General features: G+C 74.3%; 13 protein-coding genes. 11 read left to right on the top strand and 2 right to left on the bottom strand.

The window, feature by feature from the left end; all coding sequences use genetic code 11:
* Window positions 1-20: 20 nt before the first annotated feature.
* The 6 genes from ABEA26_RS02195 to ABEA26_RS02220 all read left to right on the top strand — a co-directional run bounded on the left by ABEA26_RS02195 (window position 21) and on the right by ABEA26_RS02220 (window position 5,816).
* Window positions 21-449: a helix-turn-helix transcriptional regulator gene (locus ABEA26_RS02195; RefSeq protein WP_345588630.1), complete on the top strand. Its 429-nt coding sequence runs from the start codon at window positions 21-23 to the stop codon at window positions 447-449.
* Between the two features lie 5 nt (window positions 450-454).
* Window positions 455-871 (top strand): VOC family protein, encoded by a 417-nt coding sequence (locus tag ABEA26_RS02200; RefSeq protein ID WP_345588632.1) that lies wholly within the window; start codon window positions 455-457, stop codon window positions 869-871.
* A gap of 405 nt (window positions 872-1,276) precedes the next feature.
* Window positions 1,277-2,071, top strand: a complete 795-nt coding sequence (locus ABEA26_RS02205) for an RNA polymerase sigma factor SigF (protein ID WP_345588634.1) — start codon at window positions 1,277-1,279, stop codon at window positions 2,069-2,071.
* Window positions 2,072-2,341: 270 nt separating this feature from the next.
* A complete protein-coding gene (locus ABEA26_RS02210; RefSeq protein WP_345588635.1) occupies window positions 2,342-3,238 on the top strand; it encodes a hypothetical protein in 897 nt (298 codons plus the stop codon).
* 170 nt (window positions 3,239-3,408) lie between these two features.
* Window positions 3,409-4,740, top strand: a complete 1,332-nt coding sequence (locus ABEA26_RS02215; protein ID WP_345588636.1) for an aminotransferase class I/II-fold pyridoxal phosphate-dependent enzyme — start codon at window positions 3,409-3,411, stop codon at window positions 4,738-4,740.
* A complete protein-coding gene (locus ABEA26_RS02220) occupies window positions 4,737-5,816 on the top strand; it encodes an MBL fold metallo-hydrolase (RefSeq protein WP_425587775.1) in 1,080 nt (359 codons plus the stop codon). Before ABEA26_RS02215 ends, ABEA26_RS02220 begins: the two co-directional genes overlap by 4 nt.
* A 38-nt stretch (window positions 5,817-5,854) precedes the next feature.
* Here the strand turns inward: ABEA26_RS02220 and ABEA26_RS02225 are convergent, their stop codons facing one another.
* A complete protein-coding gene (locus ABEA26_RS02225) occupies window positions 5,855-6,481 on the bottom strand; it encodes a DedA family protein (RefSeq protein ID WP_345588640.1) in 627 nt (208 codons plus the stop codon).
* Window positions 6,478-7,251, bottom strand: a complete 774-nt coding sequence (locus ABEA26_RS02230) for an MBL fold metallo-hydrolase (protein WP_345588642.1) — start codon at window positions 7,249-7,251, stop codon at window positions 6,478-6,480. The genes ABEA26_RS02225 and ABEA26_RS02230 overlap by 4 nt, the downstream gene beginning before the upstream one ends.
* An 83-nt stretch (window positions 7,252-7,334) precedes the next feature.
* Between ABEA26_RS02230 and ABEA26_RS02235 the strand changes: the two genes are divergently transcribed.
* The 5 genes from ABEA26_RS02235 to ABEA26_RS02255 all read left to right on the top strand — a co-directional run bounded on the left by ABEA26_RS02235 (window position 7,335) and on the right by ABEA26_RS02255 (window position 14,430).
* On the top strand, window positions 7,335-7,736 hold the full coding sequence (locus ABEA26_RS02235; protein WP_345588644.1) for a hypothetical protein: 402 nt from the start codon (window positions 7,335-7,337) through the stop codon (window positions 7,734-7,736).
* Between the two features lie 116 nt (window positions 7,737-7,852).
* Window positions 7,853-9,997, top strand: a complete 2,145-nt coding sequence (locus ABEA26_RS02240) for a phage holin family protein (protein WP_345588646.1) — start codon at window positions 7,853-7,855, stop codon at window positions 9,995-9,997.
* Window positions 9,998-10,081: 84 nt separating this feature from the next.
* Window positions 10,082-11,494, top strand: a complete 1,413-nt coding sequence (locus tag ABEA26_RS02245; protein ID WP_345588648.1) for an amino acid permease — start codon at window positions 10,082-10,084, stop codon at window positions 11,492-11,494.
* Between the two features lie 75 nt (window positions 11,495-11,569).
* Window positions 11,570-12,631 carry an ATP-binding protein gene (locus ABEA26_RS02250; RefSeq protein ID WP_345588649.1) on the top strand — a complete coding sequence of 354 codons (1,062 nt, stop codon included), beginning with the start codon at window positions 11,570-11,572 and terminating at the stop codon, window positions 12,629-12,631.
* A complete protein-coding gene (locus ABEA26_RS02255; RefSeq protein ID WP_345588651.1) occupies window positions 12,628-14,430 on the top strand; it encodes a vWA domain-containing protein in 1,803 nt (600 codons plus the stop codon). The genes ABEA26_RS02250 and ABEA26_RS02255 overlap by 4 nt, the downstream gene beginning before the upstream one ends.
* The last annotated feature ends 84 nt before the right edge of the window (window positions 14,431-14,514 follow it).

Here is a 14,514-nt window from a genome sequence, read left to right on the forward strand (position 1 = left end):
CGCTGTGGGATCGTGGTGGGGTGACGACGCTGGATGACCTGGTCCGGTTGCGCCGGGCCCGCGACCTGATGGACCGCGCGTACGCCGAGCCGCTCGACGTGCCGGCGCTGGCGCGCGTCGCCCTCATGTCGGCCGGCCACTTCTCCCGCAGCTTCCGCGCCGCCTACGGGGAGACGCCGTACAGCTACCTGATGACGCGCCGGATCGAGCGGGCCAAGGCCCTGCTGCGGCGCGGCGACCTGTCCGTCACGGAGGTCTGCTTCGAGGTCGGCTGTACCTCGCTGGGGTCGTTCAGCTCGCGGTTCACCGAACTGGTCGGCGAGAGCCCGAGCGCCTACCGGGCCCGGGACCACGCCGACGGTGCCGACATCCCGGCCTGCGTCGCCAAGGTCTACACGCGACCGGTCAGGAACGGAGAAGCGCGGCCCGCGCCCCCGCCCGTAGCGTGAGGCGCATGGACATCAACCTCTCGCAGTGCTTCATCGCCGTCGACGATCACGACAAGGCGCTCGCCTTCTACCGGGACGTGCTCGGGCTGGAGGTGCGCAACGACGTCGGGTTCGAGGGCATGCGCTGGGTGACCGTGGGCTCCCCGGCCCAGCCCGGTGTGGACATCGTCCTCGAACCCCCGCTCGCCGACCCGAACGCCTCCGCCGCCGACAAGGAGGCCATGGCCGAGCTTCTCGCCAAGGGCCTGCTGCGCGGCGTCATCTTCACCACCGACGACGTCGACGGCACCTTCGAACGCGTCCGGGCCGCGGGGGCGGAGGTCCTCCAGGAGCCGGTCGACCAGCCCTACGGTGTCCGCGACTGCGCCTTCCGGGACCCCTCCGGCAACATGCTGCGCTTCAACCAGCCGCGCAAGCGGTGACCGCCGCTCCGACGGCCGCCCGCCCCGCCCTGCCCTGTCTCTTCCGGGGACCGGCCCGTGATCACTCCAGATGATCACGGGCCGGTCCCCGGTCCCGCGTCGGGGCAATCGGAGAGACATTCGGGTGTTTGCCGTGGGGTCCATGGGGCAGGCGGACATGCAGTGCTTCGGACAGGAGGCACGTTCGTGGGAGCGGCGTGACGCCGCCACGGATGCGTCCGTCCGGGCCGGACGCCCTCCCACGGTGACCGCCCGAACCCAGGGCCGTGTCGTCGCACCGGTGACGCCCGTCCCGCGCACCGGGGGCTCGACGAGCCCCGGCGCCGGCCGCACCGGCCGTACCGACCGGGCCGCCGACCGGCCGCGACGACACGACCCCGCGCTCCGAGGGAGTTGCGACGCACCATGCCGATCCACGCCAGCGTGAAGCACCCGCACGACGACGCCCCCGACACCGCCGACGCCTTCCACCGACTCGCCACCCTGCCCGACGGACCGGAGCGCGACGCGGTCCGCGACCGGATCGTCGAGGCCTGGCTGCCCATGGCCGAACGGCTCGCGGGACGGTTCCGCAGCCGAGGCGAGAGCTATGAGGACCTGCGCCAGGTCGCGGCCCTCGGACTGGTCAAGGCCGTCGACCGGTACGACCCCGAGCGCGGCAACGCCTTCGAGAGCTACGCCGTGCCGACGATCACCGGCGAGATCAAGCGCCACTTCCGCGACCACATGTGGACCCTGCACGTGCCGCGCCGGGTCCAGGACCTGCGCAACCGCGTGCGCTTCGCCGGCCAGGACCTGTCCCAGACCATCTCCGGCCGCAGGCCCACGGTCGCCGAGATCGCCGAGCACGCCGATCTGAGCGAGGAGGACGTCCGGACCGGGCTGGAGGCACTGGAGAGCTTCACGGCCCTGTCCCTGGACGCGGAACTCCCCGGCAGCGAGGACGGCTACTCACTCGGCGACGCCCTGGGCGCCTTCGATCCGGCCCTCGACACCGTCGTCGACCGCGAGGCCGTCAAGGACCGCCTCGCCGCGCTGCCCGAACGGGAACGCGCCATCCTCTACATGCGCTTCTTCGACGACATGACCCAGAGTCGCATCGCCGAACAACTCGGCATCTCCCAGATGCACGTCTCCCGGCTGATCAGCCGCTGCTGCGACCGGGTGCGGCAGCAGGTACTGCGGGACGCCGCTGCCTGAGCGGGGCTGCTCCCGACGGCGCGGCGGGTGCCGTCGCGCCGTCGTGCGCAGGTGGGCGCCGGTGCGCGCCGGTGGGGCGGGGCGAGAGGACCGTGTGACGGCAGCGGGCGGGCCGAAACCTCGTACTCACCCGCTCGGGCGTCCCGTTCCCGCGAACGGCGCACGGTGGCGCGCGCGCCTGTGGCGGACGGGCTGTGATGGCCGAGGGGGCGCGAGTGCCGTGCCCCCGCAGCCGTCGCTCGCCGCTCGCCGCTCTAAGGAGCCCGTCCCATGCGCCGCACCGCCCGCGCCCTCTCCGCCGCAGTCCTGGCCAGTGCCGCGCTCGGTGTCCTCGCGGGCCCCGTCTCGGCCGATCCCGGCGTTCCGCCGCCACCCGCGGACCCCGGCGTTTCCCATCCGTCGGCCACAGCCGCTGGACCCGACGTCGAGGTCAGCCCCGCCGACGTCACCCCGGGCGGTACCGTCACCGTCTCCGTCGCCTGCGCTTCGACCGGCGGGGCCGCACCCGCGACCCTCGACGCGACCTCACCGGCCTTCGACGAGGGCACCGTCGTGCTGCGCAAGGTGGAGGGCGGCGACGGGACCACGTCCGGGCCCGCCTACCGGGGCACCGCCCGGATAACCGCCTCCGGGGACTTCGAGGCCGACCCGGGTCCGGCGGGCTCCGAGGACACGTGGACCGTCGACGGCGCCTGCCCGGAGGCCTCGGGGGGCGAGGGCGTTCCGTGGAGCGCGACGATGACCATGCCGGGGAAGAACGGCGGCGCGGTCACATCCCCGTGCCCCGAACCGGCCGCACCGGGCGAGCCGTGCGGTGCCGCCGAGTCGGCGTGTCCCGGCCCGGAGGCCGCGCACGGCGAGGCATCCGCGCGCGGTACGTCCTGCGCCACCAAGCCCGCCAAGCCCGCCACGCCCGCCAAGCCCGCCGAGCCCGCCGAGCCCGCCGAGCCCGCGTGCCCGGAATCCCCCGCTCCGCACGGGGAGGCCTCCGCGCAGGGGAATCCCTGCGGCGGGGCGACCGTGGAGCACGGGGTCCGGGCCGGCACGGGCGGGGCGTTCACCGACTCGATGCCCGCTCTGGTCGCCGGCGGTGTCCTGATCACGGGCGCGTTCGGCGCGGCCGCGCACCGGCTCCGGCATCGCCTGCGCGGGGACGCCGGGAACTGAACCGTTGACCCGCACGGCCTGCGGACCTCGTACGGACCGCGGGCGCTGCGCGCGATCCGGGCCACAGCCATGGCAGGGCGGCACGGTGGGTACTGGGAGCAACGACCGAGCGAAGAGCACCCGGTCGGGCGGCGGCAGGACACGGCACCACGGACCGCGCGGAGGCAGGCATGCGGCGGACGGACCTCGAAGGCCACGACCGTGAAGGCCACGACGGCGTGGGCGACGGCGGAGCCCATGACCGCGAGGGCCACGCCGGCGGTCACGGCCCCGTGGGGCACGGTCCCGTGCGCTACGGTCCGCACCTCCCCGACGACGGACTGCCCGTGCTGCCCGAGCTGTCCGCCGTACTGGCCGCCGCCGCGGGCCGCGGCCACGACGAACCGGCCGGCGGTTCCCCCGCCCTGCTGGACGCCGCCTGCGGCTACTGGGACCGGCGCGGTCTGCCCACCGAGCCCGGCCACGTCGCCGCCGCCCCCAACCCCAACGCCCTCCTGCTCGCCCTGACCGCCGCGCTCGGCGGCGACGTCCTGGTGCCCCGTCCCTGCGCCGCCTGGTGGGCGCCGTACGCACGGCTGCTGGGCAGGCCCGTCTTCCACGTGCCGACCCCGGCCGAGTCCGGCGGCGTCCCCGACCCGTACGCCCTTCTGGAAACCGTCCGCCGGGTGCGTGCCGAGGGCGGCGACCCCCGCCTGCTCGTCCTGTCCGTCGCCGACGACCCCACCGGCACCGTCGCGCCGCCCGAGCTGCTGCACGAGACCGTCGAGGCCGCGGCAGGCGAGGGACTGCACCTGGTCAGCGACGAGACCTGGCGCGACACCCTGCACGATCCGCACGCCACCGTGCTGCTCAGCCCCGCCGAGATGCTGCCCGAACGGGTCACCGTCGTCACCGACCTGGCCGGTGCGCTGCTGCCGCCGGGCTGGCCGGCCGCCGCCGCCCGCTTCCCCGCGTCCGCCGCCGGAGACGGCCTGCACGCGCGCGTGCTCGACGTGCTCACCGCGCTCGGCGCCCGCGTGACCGCCCCCGTCGCCGCCGCCGCCGGGTACGCGCTCGCCGAACCCGAGCCGGTCACCCTCCGACGGTCGGCCGCCGTGCGCCTGCACGCGCGCGTGGCCGCCGCCGTGCACGCCGTCGTCGTCGCCGCCGGCGCCACCGCCCGGCCCCCGCAGGCCGGCCGCCACCTGTACGCGGACCTCGGCCCGCTGCGCGACGCGCTCGCCGCCCAGGGCGTCGGCGACGCCCAGGAACTGGAGGACTTCCTCACCGCCCGGCTCGGCATGCCGGCCCCCGGCGGGCACCGCTTCGGCGACGACCTGCCGGCCCTGCGCGTCCGGCTCGCCACCGGCCCGCTGCTCGACGGCGGCACCGACGAGCAGCGGGCGGAATGCCTCACGTCCCCCGACCCGTTGGAACTGCCACACGTGCGACGCGCGCTGATCGGGCTGAAGTCGGTCTTCGACGATCTCCGCGACGCTCAGCGATGGGAGCCTCCTCGATGACGCATCAGCCCCGGTCGGCCGCGAGTACGCACACGTCCATGTCCACCCCGACCCCCGCCGAGGGCGCCGGCACGCCGGCGGCCGCGTCCTCCCCACCACCCTCGTACCCGCCGCTCGCCGAACCCCGGCCGCTCGCCGAGCACCGGGTGTGGCCGCGCGCCTTCCACGACCGGCTGACCGCACCGCTGCCCGACCTGAAGGCCTTCGCCAGATTCGCGCGCGAGGGCGCGGTGAGACCCGGCCCCGAGGGCCTCGCAGACATCCCCCGGCTGCCCTACGCGCCCGGCCCGCTGCCCCGCGTGGACGCGCGCACCGTCGCCGTCACCTGGGCCGGGCACGCGAGCTGGGTGGTGCGGATCGGCGGGCTCACCGTCCTCACCGACCCGGTCTGGTCCCGTCGCATCCTCGGCACCCCGGTGCGTGTCACTCCGGTCGGCGTCGCCTGGAGCGCCCTGCCGCGCGTCGACGCGGTCGTCATCAGCCACAACCACTACGACCACCTGGACGCCCCCACCCTGCGCCGACTGCCGCGCGACACGCCCGTCTTCGCGCCGGCCGGGCTCGGCCGCTGGTTCCACCGCCGCCGCTTCACCCGCGTCACCGAGCTGGACTGGTGGGAGGCGGCGCGGCTGGACGGCGTCCGCTTCGACTTCGTACCGGCCCACCACTGGTCCAAGCGCACCCTCACCGACACCTGCCGCACCCTGTGGGGCGGCTGGGTCCTCACCGACCCCGACGGCCGGCGCGTGTACTTCGCCGGCGACACCGGGTACGGCCACTGGTTCACCCGCATCGGCCGCCGCTACCCCGGTATCGACCTCGCCCTGCTCCCCATCGGCGCCTACGACCCCAGATGGTGGCTGAGCGACGTGCACTGCGACCCGGAGGAGGCGGTGCGGGCCGCCCAGGACGTCGGCGCCCGCAGGATGGCGCCGATGCACTGGGGCACGTTCGTGCTGTCCGCGGAACCCGTACTGGAACCGCTCACCCGGGTACGCGCCGCCTGGCAGCGGGCGGGTCTGCCCCGGGAGCACCTGTGGGACCTTCCGGTCGGCGCCTCACACGTGCTGGAGTGACCTCAGGGACCTCAGAAACCTCAGGGACCTCAGGGACCTCAGGCCTTGGCAGGCCCCCGCCACCGCCGCCACACGCTCGGCGCCCCGCCCACCAGCACGGTCAGCGCGATCGCCGCGGCCACGCCCTCCCACGGCTTGCTGAACAGGGCGCCGCTCAGTACGCCGATCAGCTGGTACGTCACCGCCCAGGCCAGGCAGGCCGGCAGATTGCCCCGGGCGAACCTGCGCAGCGGCCACTCGGCCAGCAGACAGGCCAGCATCACCGGTATGCGCCCGGCCGGCACCAGCCGGGACAGCACGAGCACGGCGACGTCGTGCTCGGCGAGCTTCTGTTGTGCCTGCTCCAGCCGGTCCTCGGGCGCCCGGGACCGGATCGCCTCCAGCCAGCGCGATCCGTTCTTCGAGCCGACCCCGCGCCGCCCCAGCCAGTACAGCGTCAGGTCCCCGCAGAAAGCGGCCAGCGACGCTGTCACGAACACCATCAGCATGGAGAACGGCACCGTCTGGTGCATCGCCACCACGGCCGCCGAACTCACCAGCGCGCCCGTCGGCACCACCGGCACCAGCGCCCCGATCAACACCAGCAGGAAGAGCGACGGATAACCGAACGCCTGCTGGGCCGGATCGATCGGAACGCTCGTCGTGGCGGCACTCAGCCAGCTCACCGCGCGACCTCCACCCGCACACTCCCGCCGTGCCCCAGTCGGTGCACCGCGACCCCCGGCGCGCGCAGCGCCGACAGGCGTACGAACTCGTCGCCCGGCGTGTGGAACTCGTGGGGGCGCACGGCGTCCATCCCGATCGGCCAGTACGTGCCGTAGTGCACCGGCACCGCCGTGCGCGGCGCCAGCCGGGCCAGCGCCTGCGCCGCGCGCCCCGCGTCCAGGTGCTCCTCGCCCAGGTACGGCCCCCAGCCACCGACCGGCAGCAGCGCCGCGTCGACCGGACCGACCTCCTTCTCCATGCCGTCGAACAGGCCGGTGTCGCCGGCGAAGTACGTCCGGGCCTCGCCCTCGACGACGTAGCCGAGCGCGGGCGCGCGGTGCGGTCCGAGCGGCAGCCGCCGCCCGTCGTGCCGCGCGGGTACCGCCCGTATCCGCAGGTCACCGATGGTCGTCTCGTCGCCGGGCGCCACCTCGCTCAGCTGCAGGTGCCCGAGCCGGCGCAGCCCCGGCACCGCCCGTCGTGCGCCCCGGGGCACGAGCAGGCGCGTGCCCGGCGCGAGCCGCGCGAGCGACGGCACGTGCAGATGGTCGGCGTGCAGATGGGAGACGAGCGCCACGTCCGCGCGCCAGGCGTCCGGCGGCGGCACCGCGCCCCGCCTCCGGCGCAGGTGGGCGAGCCTGCGTACGAACAGCGGGTCGGTGAGCACGCGTATGTCCGAGTCCTCGACCGTGCAGGTGGCGTGACCCCACCACGTGAGCTCCACCGGCACTCCTTTGCCTCCTTCGCGCGACTCCCCGAAGCGTACGTCCAGGAGTAGGGTCGGCGACGAAAACGGGAGGTGAGGGGGACACCATGGGGCCGGTGCGGGTGACGGCGATCGCGAGTCTGACGCCACTGGAGCAGTTGGACGACGATCCCTTCCTGGTCGACTCCCGCAGCCAGCACGCGATGTGCGCCCGCTGGGCCGCCGAGCACGGCTACGTCGTCGCCAGGGAACTGCTGGTACGCGGCCTGCGACCCGACCACGACGCCCTGTGGGACGGCGTCCGGCCGGGGCGCGACCTGTTCGTGGCGCCCAGTCGCCGCGTGCTGGAGAGCGCGCTGTCGTCCGTGGACGAGTTCACCGCCGAGTGCGCGCGACGCGGGGTCCGCGTCGAGACGGCCGGCCACGCGGAACCGTCCTACGACGCCCGGATGAAGGCGTGCGTGCACCGCCGGCTGTCGATGCCGACGGCCGGGTACGACGGCCGCTGACCTCCGCCGCGGGACCCCAGGAGTATGAACCGGACCCGGGGGGACAAACGGGCGCTCCGGACCGTTGTGACAGGGTGGGGAAGGCCCGCGCGGACGACGGGCCCGGGACGTGAGGTGTGCGGAGCGTGGGTGGAGGGCGTTGGCGCCGGGTCGCCAGTCAGATCGGGCGGAGTGTCGCGGTGTGGGCCGTCTCCACGCTCACCATGCTCCTGCTCGCCGGGATCCTGCCGGACTTCCGGCTCCAGTCGCCCGACGGCGACAGCGCGACCGACATCGCCATGACCGCCGCGGTCGGCGCGGGCGCCTTCGGCCTGCTGTCCGCCCTGGTGTGGCCGCTGCTGGTCCGGCTGCTGCTCCTGGTGCCGGCCCTCGTCCTCGGACTTCTCGTCTTCTTCCTCAACGGCGGTCTGCTGCTCCTGGCGATCGACGTGAACCCGGCCGGGCGCGGGGGTGTCGCCCCCGAGACGGCGGTCGTGGTGGCCGCCGTCATGTCCGCCGTCGCCTCCGCCACCGGTGGTGCCCTGGCCGTGCGCGACGACGACGCCTACCGGCGCCGGCTCTACCGCCTCGCCGACCGCCGCCGCAGATCCGGACCGCCCTGCCCGGCCGACCCCGGCACCCTCTTCCTGCAACTGGACGGCGTCGGCCACGACGTCCTGCTGGCCGCCGTCGACAACGGCGCCATGCCCACCGTCGCCCGCTGGCTCGGCCGCGACGGCACCTCCGCGACCCACCGGCTCGCCCAGTGGCGCACCGACTGGTCCAGCCAGACCGGCGCCAGCCAGCTCGGCATCCTGCACGGCTCCAACCACGACGTCCCCGCCTTCCGCTGGTACGAGAAGGACAGCGGCGAGGTCGTGGTCTGCAACCGCCCCACCAGCGCCGCCGAACTCCAGCACCGCGCCGTCGAGCACACCGGCGACGGCGGACTGCTCACCGTCGACGGCGCCAGCCGCGGCAACCTGTTCGGCGGCGGCGCCGACGAACAGGCCCTCGTGCTCTCCATCGCCACCCGCCGCCGCAGCCCCCAGACGCGGTCCCGGTCCGGTTATTTCGCCTACTTCTCCGACCCGGCCAACGCCGTCCGCACCGCCATGTCCTTCGTCGCCGAGGTGTGCCGGGAGATCGTCCAGTCCACCCGAGCCCGGATGCACGAGGTCCGCCCGCGCGTCTCCCGCGGCGGTCTCTACCCCTTCGTCCGCGCCTTCGCGACCGTCGTCGAACGGGACGTCGTCGTCGCCGCGGTGATGGGCGACATGCTCGCCGGCCGCACCGCCGTCTACGCCGACCTGGTGGCCTATGACGAGGTGGCACACCACTCCGGGCCGCGCAGCCGGGACGCCGCGAAGGTCCTCCAGCGCCTCGACCGGTCCCTCGCGCTGATCGAGGAGGTCGCCGAGCACGCCCCCCGCAAGTACCGGATCGTGCTCCTGTCCGACCACGGCCAGAGCCCCGGCGAGACCTTCCGCGCCCGCTACGGCCTCACCCTCGGCGACCTGGTGCGGGCCGGCTGCGGGCTGCCCGTACCGCGCCGCGCCCAGCGCACCCGCAGTGGCGCCGAGGCCCGCAACACCGTACGGGCCGCCCTGCACCGGCCCGTCGAGGAGGGCGCCGAGCAGCAGCGTCCCGCCGACACCCCCTCGGGCCGCCGCTCCGAGCCGATCGTGCTGGCCTCCGGCAACCTCGGCCTGGTCTCCTTCCCGGACGTGCACCACCGGATGACCCGGGAGGAGATCGACGCCCGCCACCCCGCCCTGCTGGCCACCCTCGCCAACCACCCCGGTATCGGCTTCCTGCTGGTGCGCAGCGAGAAGCACGGAGGTGTCGTGCTCGGCGCGCGGGGCGCGGAGATCCCCCTGGACCGGCTCGACGAGGACCCGGGACCGCTCGCGTCCTTCGGGCCCGGCGCCGCCGACGCCGTGCGCCGCACGCACTCCTTCCCGCACACCGCCGACATCATGGTCAACTCCTTCCACGACCCGGCCGACGGCGAGGTGCTCGCCTTCGAGGAGCAGATCGGCTCGCACGGCGGACTCGGCGGCGCCCAGTCCCGCGCCTTCCTGCTGTCGCCGGTCGTCCTGTCCGCGCCGGTCGCCGAGAGCGCGGAGATCGTCGGGGCCGAGCACGTGCACCGCATCCTGCGCCGCTGGCTGCGCGAGTCGAACGGCCCGCAGGTGCCCGTGGAGGATCCCCGGCCCAGGACCGTCCAAAGCGGACCTTTTCCGGTCCCGGGCGGGGCCGTACAGGACAAAAGCGCCTGATTTGGAGCAATGTCGGGCCGTGCCCGACCATGGGCGCCGTCCCGGCGATCCCGGGCACCAGTTCCAAGGAAGGCGCCCCATCCCATGCACGTCACCGGGACCGTCCCCCCACCGGCTCCGGACCCGCGGGAGACCCCCGCGGCACCCGACTCCGCCCCGGCGTCCGGCAACGGCGGACACGCCCGCCGCTTCGGGCTCCCCGTCGCCACCGCCCTGGTCATGGGCAACATCATCGGCGGCGGCATCTTCCTGCTCCCGGCGTCCGTCGCCCCCTTCGGCACCATCAGCCTGCTCGCGTTCGGTGTCCTGACCGTCGGAGCCATCGCGCTCGCCCTGGTCTTCGGCCGCCTCGCCGCTCGCGACCCGCGCACCGGCGGCCCCTACGTCTACGCCCGCGAGGCCTTCGGCGACTTCGCCGGCTTCCTCGCCGCCTGGGCGTACTGGATCACCACATGGGTGTCCAACGCGGCGCTCGCCGTCGCCGCCGTCGGCTACCTCGACGTCCTGATCCCGGTGAACGACCACCGCTGGACCGCCTGCCTGGCCGCCCTCGTCATCCAGTGGCTGCCGGCGCTCGCCAACTTCGCGGGCTCCCGCTACGTCGGTGCCGTGCAGCTCGTCTCCACCGTGCTCAAGTTCGCACCGCTGCTGCTCGTCGCGGTCGGCGGACTGTTCTTCTTCGACCCGGACAACCTCGGCCCGTTCAACGCGAGCGGCGGCAGCGGCATCGGCGCGGTCTCCGCCGCCGCCGCGATCCTGCTCTTCTCCTACCTGGGCGTGGAGTCCGCCGCCGTCAGCGCCGGCGAGGTCGAGGACCCCCGTCGTACGGTCGGCCGGGCCACGGTCATCGGCACCGCGGGCGCCGCCCTCGTCTACCTGCTGGGCACCCTTTCCGTCTTCGGCACGGTCGCCCACGACCGGCTGGTGGACTCCGGCGCCCCCTTCTCCGACGCCGTGAACGCCATGTTCGGCGGGGCCTGGGGCGGCTGGGCCGTCGCGCTCGCCGCCCTGGTGTCGATGACCGGCTGCCTCAACGGCTGGACGCTGCTCAGCGCCCAGACCCCGTACGCCGCCGCGAAGGACGGCCTCTTCCCCGCCGCGTTCGCCCGCAGGCGGCGCGGCGTGCCCACGGTCGGCGTCGGCGTCACCGTGGTCCTCGCCTCCCTCCTCACCGTCTACAACTACACGTCCGGTTCGGCGAAGGTCTTCGAGGTCCTCGTCCTCGTCACCACCTTCACCGCGACCGTGCCCTACCTGCTGGCCACCGCCGCCCAGATCTTCCACCTGGTCTCCGGGCGGGGCGACAAGGTCGACCGGGCACGGCTGGTGCGGGACGGCGTGATCGCGGCGGTCGCGGCCGCCTTCTCCCTCTGGCTGGTCGCCGGCGCCGGCTACGCGGCGGTGTACCAGGGCGTGCTGTTCCTCTTCGCGGGCGTACTGGTCTACGCGGTGATGGCGGCCCGCAGGCAGCGCGCCCAGAAGCCCACCGCCCCGTAAATCGGCTGCGTACGGGCCCCCTCCCGCCCACACTGGTGCGAGTCCGCTTCGAACAGCAGCCCGAGGAGCCTCTGCGTGCAGGCAGCCGTCACCGTCACTCCCGCCCGTCTCCCGGAGCTGTTGCTCGGTCTCGCCACCGTGCGGCCGGTCTTCCTGTGGGGCGCACCCGGCATCGGCAAGTCCTCCCTGGTGAGGAAGTTCGCCGACTCGCTGGGCCTGGAGTGCGTGAGCCTGCTCGGTACCCAGCTCGCGCCGGAGGACCTGATCGGCGTACCGCAGATCCGGGACGGGCGGTCGGTGTTCTGCCCGCCCGAGTCCATCGCCCGTGACGAGCCCTACTGCCTGTTCCTGGACGAGCTGAACGCCGCCGGCCCGGACGTGCAGAAGGCCTTCTACTCGCTCATCCTGGACCGGCGCATCGGCAGCTACGAGCTGCCCGAGGGCTCCATCGTCATCGGCGCCGGCAACCGCGCCACCGACAACGCCCTCGCCCGCCCCATCGCGTCCGCGCTGGTCAACCGTCTCACCCACGTCCACCTGGACGCCTCCGCCAAGGACTGGCTCGTCTGGGCCGGCGAGAACGGCATCCACCCCTGGATCACGGACCACCTCACCGACCGCCCCGACCACCTGTGGTCCAAGCCGCCCAAGACAGAGGAGCCGTTCTCCACCCCGCGCTCCTGGCACATGCTCTCCGACGCCCTGCACTCCTTCGGGCCGGACCTCGACGAGGAGACCCTGAAGGTCCTCGCGCACGGCACGCTGACCCCCGCCCACGCCACCGCCTTCTGCGGCTACGTCAAGATCGTCCGTAGCCGGTTCGGCATCGAGGCGGTCCTCAAGGGCGAGGCCCGCTGGCCGCACCGCCTCCAGGACCGCGACCTGCTCTACTACCTCGCCGAGTCCTTCCGCGGCCGGCTGCTCAAGGAGCTGCCCGCGAGCAAGGAGCACATGTCGGCGAACGGCCGCCAGACCGCGTACCGCGCCAAGTCGCTCCTGGTGCAGCTCGCCGAGATCTCCGTCGAGGTCGCCCAGAGCGTCATCGCCTCCGACGCCGACGGCAACCCGGTCCTGCCCGCCTGGTTCCTCGTCGAGGCCGCCCGCGACATGCCCCGGCTCGTGGAAGCCCGGCGATGAGCCCCACCCGGACCACCAAGGGCAGGAAGAAGCGGGACCTCGCGGCGGAGGCGTTCGAGGCGGGACTGCGGCTGGTCCGCGCCGACCCGTCCCTGAGCGCGGTGGAGTTCACCGTCTGCCGCCTGGAGAAGTGCGCCGTCGCACCGCGGGGCGGTCTGGTGCGCGTCGACTCCGACGGCGTCGTGCACGCCCACCCCGACCGGCTCACCGAACCCGCCCGCTGGGCCTGGGCCATCGCGCACGCCGCACTCCACCTCGGCTTCGGCCACGTCCCCGCGGCCACGGGCGAGCGCGTCCAGCCGGACGGCGCCGACCTCGCCGCACGCTGTGCCGTCGTCAACCGCTTCCTGCTCGGCTTCCGCGTCGGCCGCGCCCCCGACGACCTCCCCGCCTCCTACCCCGACGGCGACGAGGAGCGGCTCGCCGCGCGCTGGCGCCGGGACGGGGTGCCCGCCGTGTACGAGCACCGCGGCACCGCGGGCCGGGCGGCCGACCTGCTGCTCGTGCCGTGGAACGGCTGGCGCGGGCAGGTCCCGGACTGGCAGACGGCGTTCGCGAGCGCGCTCGGCCGGACCGTCTCCACCGCGCTCGACATGGCGGGCGGACGCCGCGACTCCATGACGGGCGAGGCGCCCCGCCCGCGCCCCTGGCAGCAGGCACTGAGCTGGTTCGTCTCCTCCTACCCGCTCCTCGGCGGCATCGCGTCCGGCATCACCCTCGTCGCCGACGCCGAACTCGCCCGCGCCCACGGCATCTCCGTCGCCGCCGTCGACGCCGAGGCCGGCGAGATCTACGTCAACCCGTTGCGCCGGTACGACGACGAGGAGTGGCGTTTCGTCCTGGCCCACGAGATGTTGCACGCCGCCCTGCGCCACGGCGACCGCTGCGGCACCCGCGACCCGTACCTGTTCAACGTCGCCTGCGACTACGTCATCAACGGCTGGCTGGTCGAGATGCGGGTCGGCACCATGCCCGAGGGACTGCTGCACGACCCGGAACTGGCCGGCCTGTCCGCCGAGGAGGTCTACGACCGCGTCGCCGGCGACCTGCGCCGCATGCGCCGTCTGTCCACCCTGCGCGGCAAGGGCGTCGGCGACATCCTGGGCGGACCGCTCGGCTCGCCCCGAGACTACGTCGACCTCGACGGCTTCTACCGCCGGGGCCTCGCCCAGGGCCTGGACCTCCACCAGCGGCAGGAGCGCGGCTTCCTGCCCGGCGGCCTGGTCGAGGAGATCCGCGCCCTCAGCCACCCGCCGCTGCCCTGGGACGCGCGACTCGCCCGCTGGTTCGACGAGTTCGTGCCCCGCCCCGAGCCCGTACGGTCCTACGCGCGCCCCTCGCGTCGTCAGGCGGCCACCCCCGACATCCCGCGCGCGGGCCGCTACTTCCCGGCCGAGGAGATCGCCCGCTGCACCTTCGGCGTCGTCCTGGACACCTCCGGCTCCATGGACCGCACCCTGCTCGGCAAGGCGCTCGGCGCCATCGCCTCCTATGCGGAGGCCCGCGACGTACCCGCCGCCCGGGTCGTGTTCTGTGACACGGCACCGCACGACGCCGGATACCTGCCCGTGACGGACATCGCCGGCCGGGTGCGGGTACACGGCCGCGGCGGCACCGTCCTCCAGCCCGGCATCGACCTGCTGACGCGCGCCGACGACTTCCCGCCCACCGCGCCGGTCCTCGTCATCACCGACGGCTGGTGCGACGTACTGCGGGTACGGCGCGAGCACGCCTACCTGATCCCGCAGGGCGCGCGGCTGCCGTTCACCGCCCGGGGGCCGGTCTTTCGCGTGAGCTGAGCCGGAGTGTGATCGGATGGGGGGTGAGGAACCCGGAGACGGGCTCCCACCGCCCCTGTACAGCAAGAGAATTCGAGAGGACCC

Origin of the sequence: Streptomyces marokkonensis (assembly GCF_039539045.1) — a bacterium.
GTDB lineage: Bacteria > Actinomycetota > Actinomycetes > Streptomycetales > Streptomycetaceae > Streptomyces > Streptomyces marokkonensis.

Bases quoted from the DNA above. Each gene is read 5' to 3' on its own strand.
- ABEA26_RS02200 (WP_345588632.1), top strand. From the start codon at position 455: ATGGACATCAACCTCTCGCAGTGCTTCATCGCCGTCGACGATCACGAC.
- ABEA26_RS02205 (WP_345588634.1), top strand. From the start codon at position 1,277: ATGCCGATCCACGCCAGCGTGAAGCACCCGCACGACGACGCCCCCGAC.
- ABEA26_RS02210 (WP_345588635.1), top strand. From the start codon at position 2,342: ATGCGCCGCACCGCCCGCGCCCTCTCCGCCGCAGTCCTGGCCAGTGCC.
- ABEA26_RS02215 (WP_345588636.1), top strand. From the start codon at position 3,409: ATGCGGCGGACGGACCTCGAAGGCCACGACCGTGAAGGCCACGACGGC.
- ABEA26_RS02220 (WP_425587775.1), top strand. From the start codon at position 4,737: ATGACGCATCAGCCCCGGTCGGCCGCGAGTACGCACACGTCCATGTCC.
- ABEA26_RS02235 (WP_345588644.1), top strand. From the start codon at position 7,335: ATGGGGCCGGTGCGGGTGACGGCGATCGCGAGTCTGACGCCACTGGAG.
- ABEA26_RS02245 (WP_345588648.1), top strand. From the start codon at position 10,082: ATGCACGTCACCGGGACCGTCCCCCCACCGGCTCCGGACCCGCGGGAG.
- ABEA26_RS02255 (WP_345588651.1), top strand. From the start codon at position 12,628: ATGAGCCCCACCCGGACCACCAAGGGCAGGAAGAAGCGGGACCTCGCG.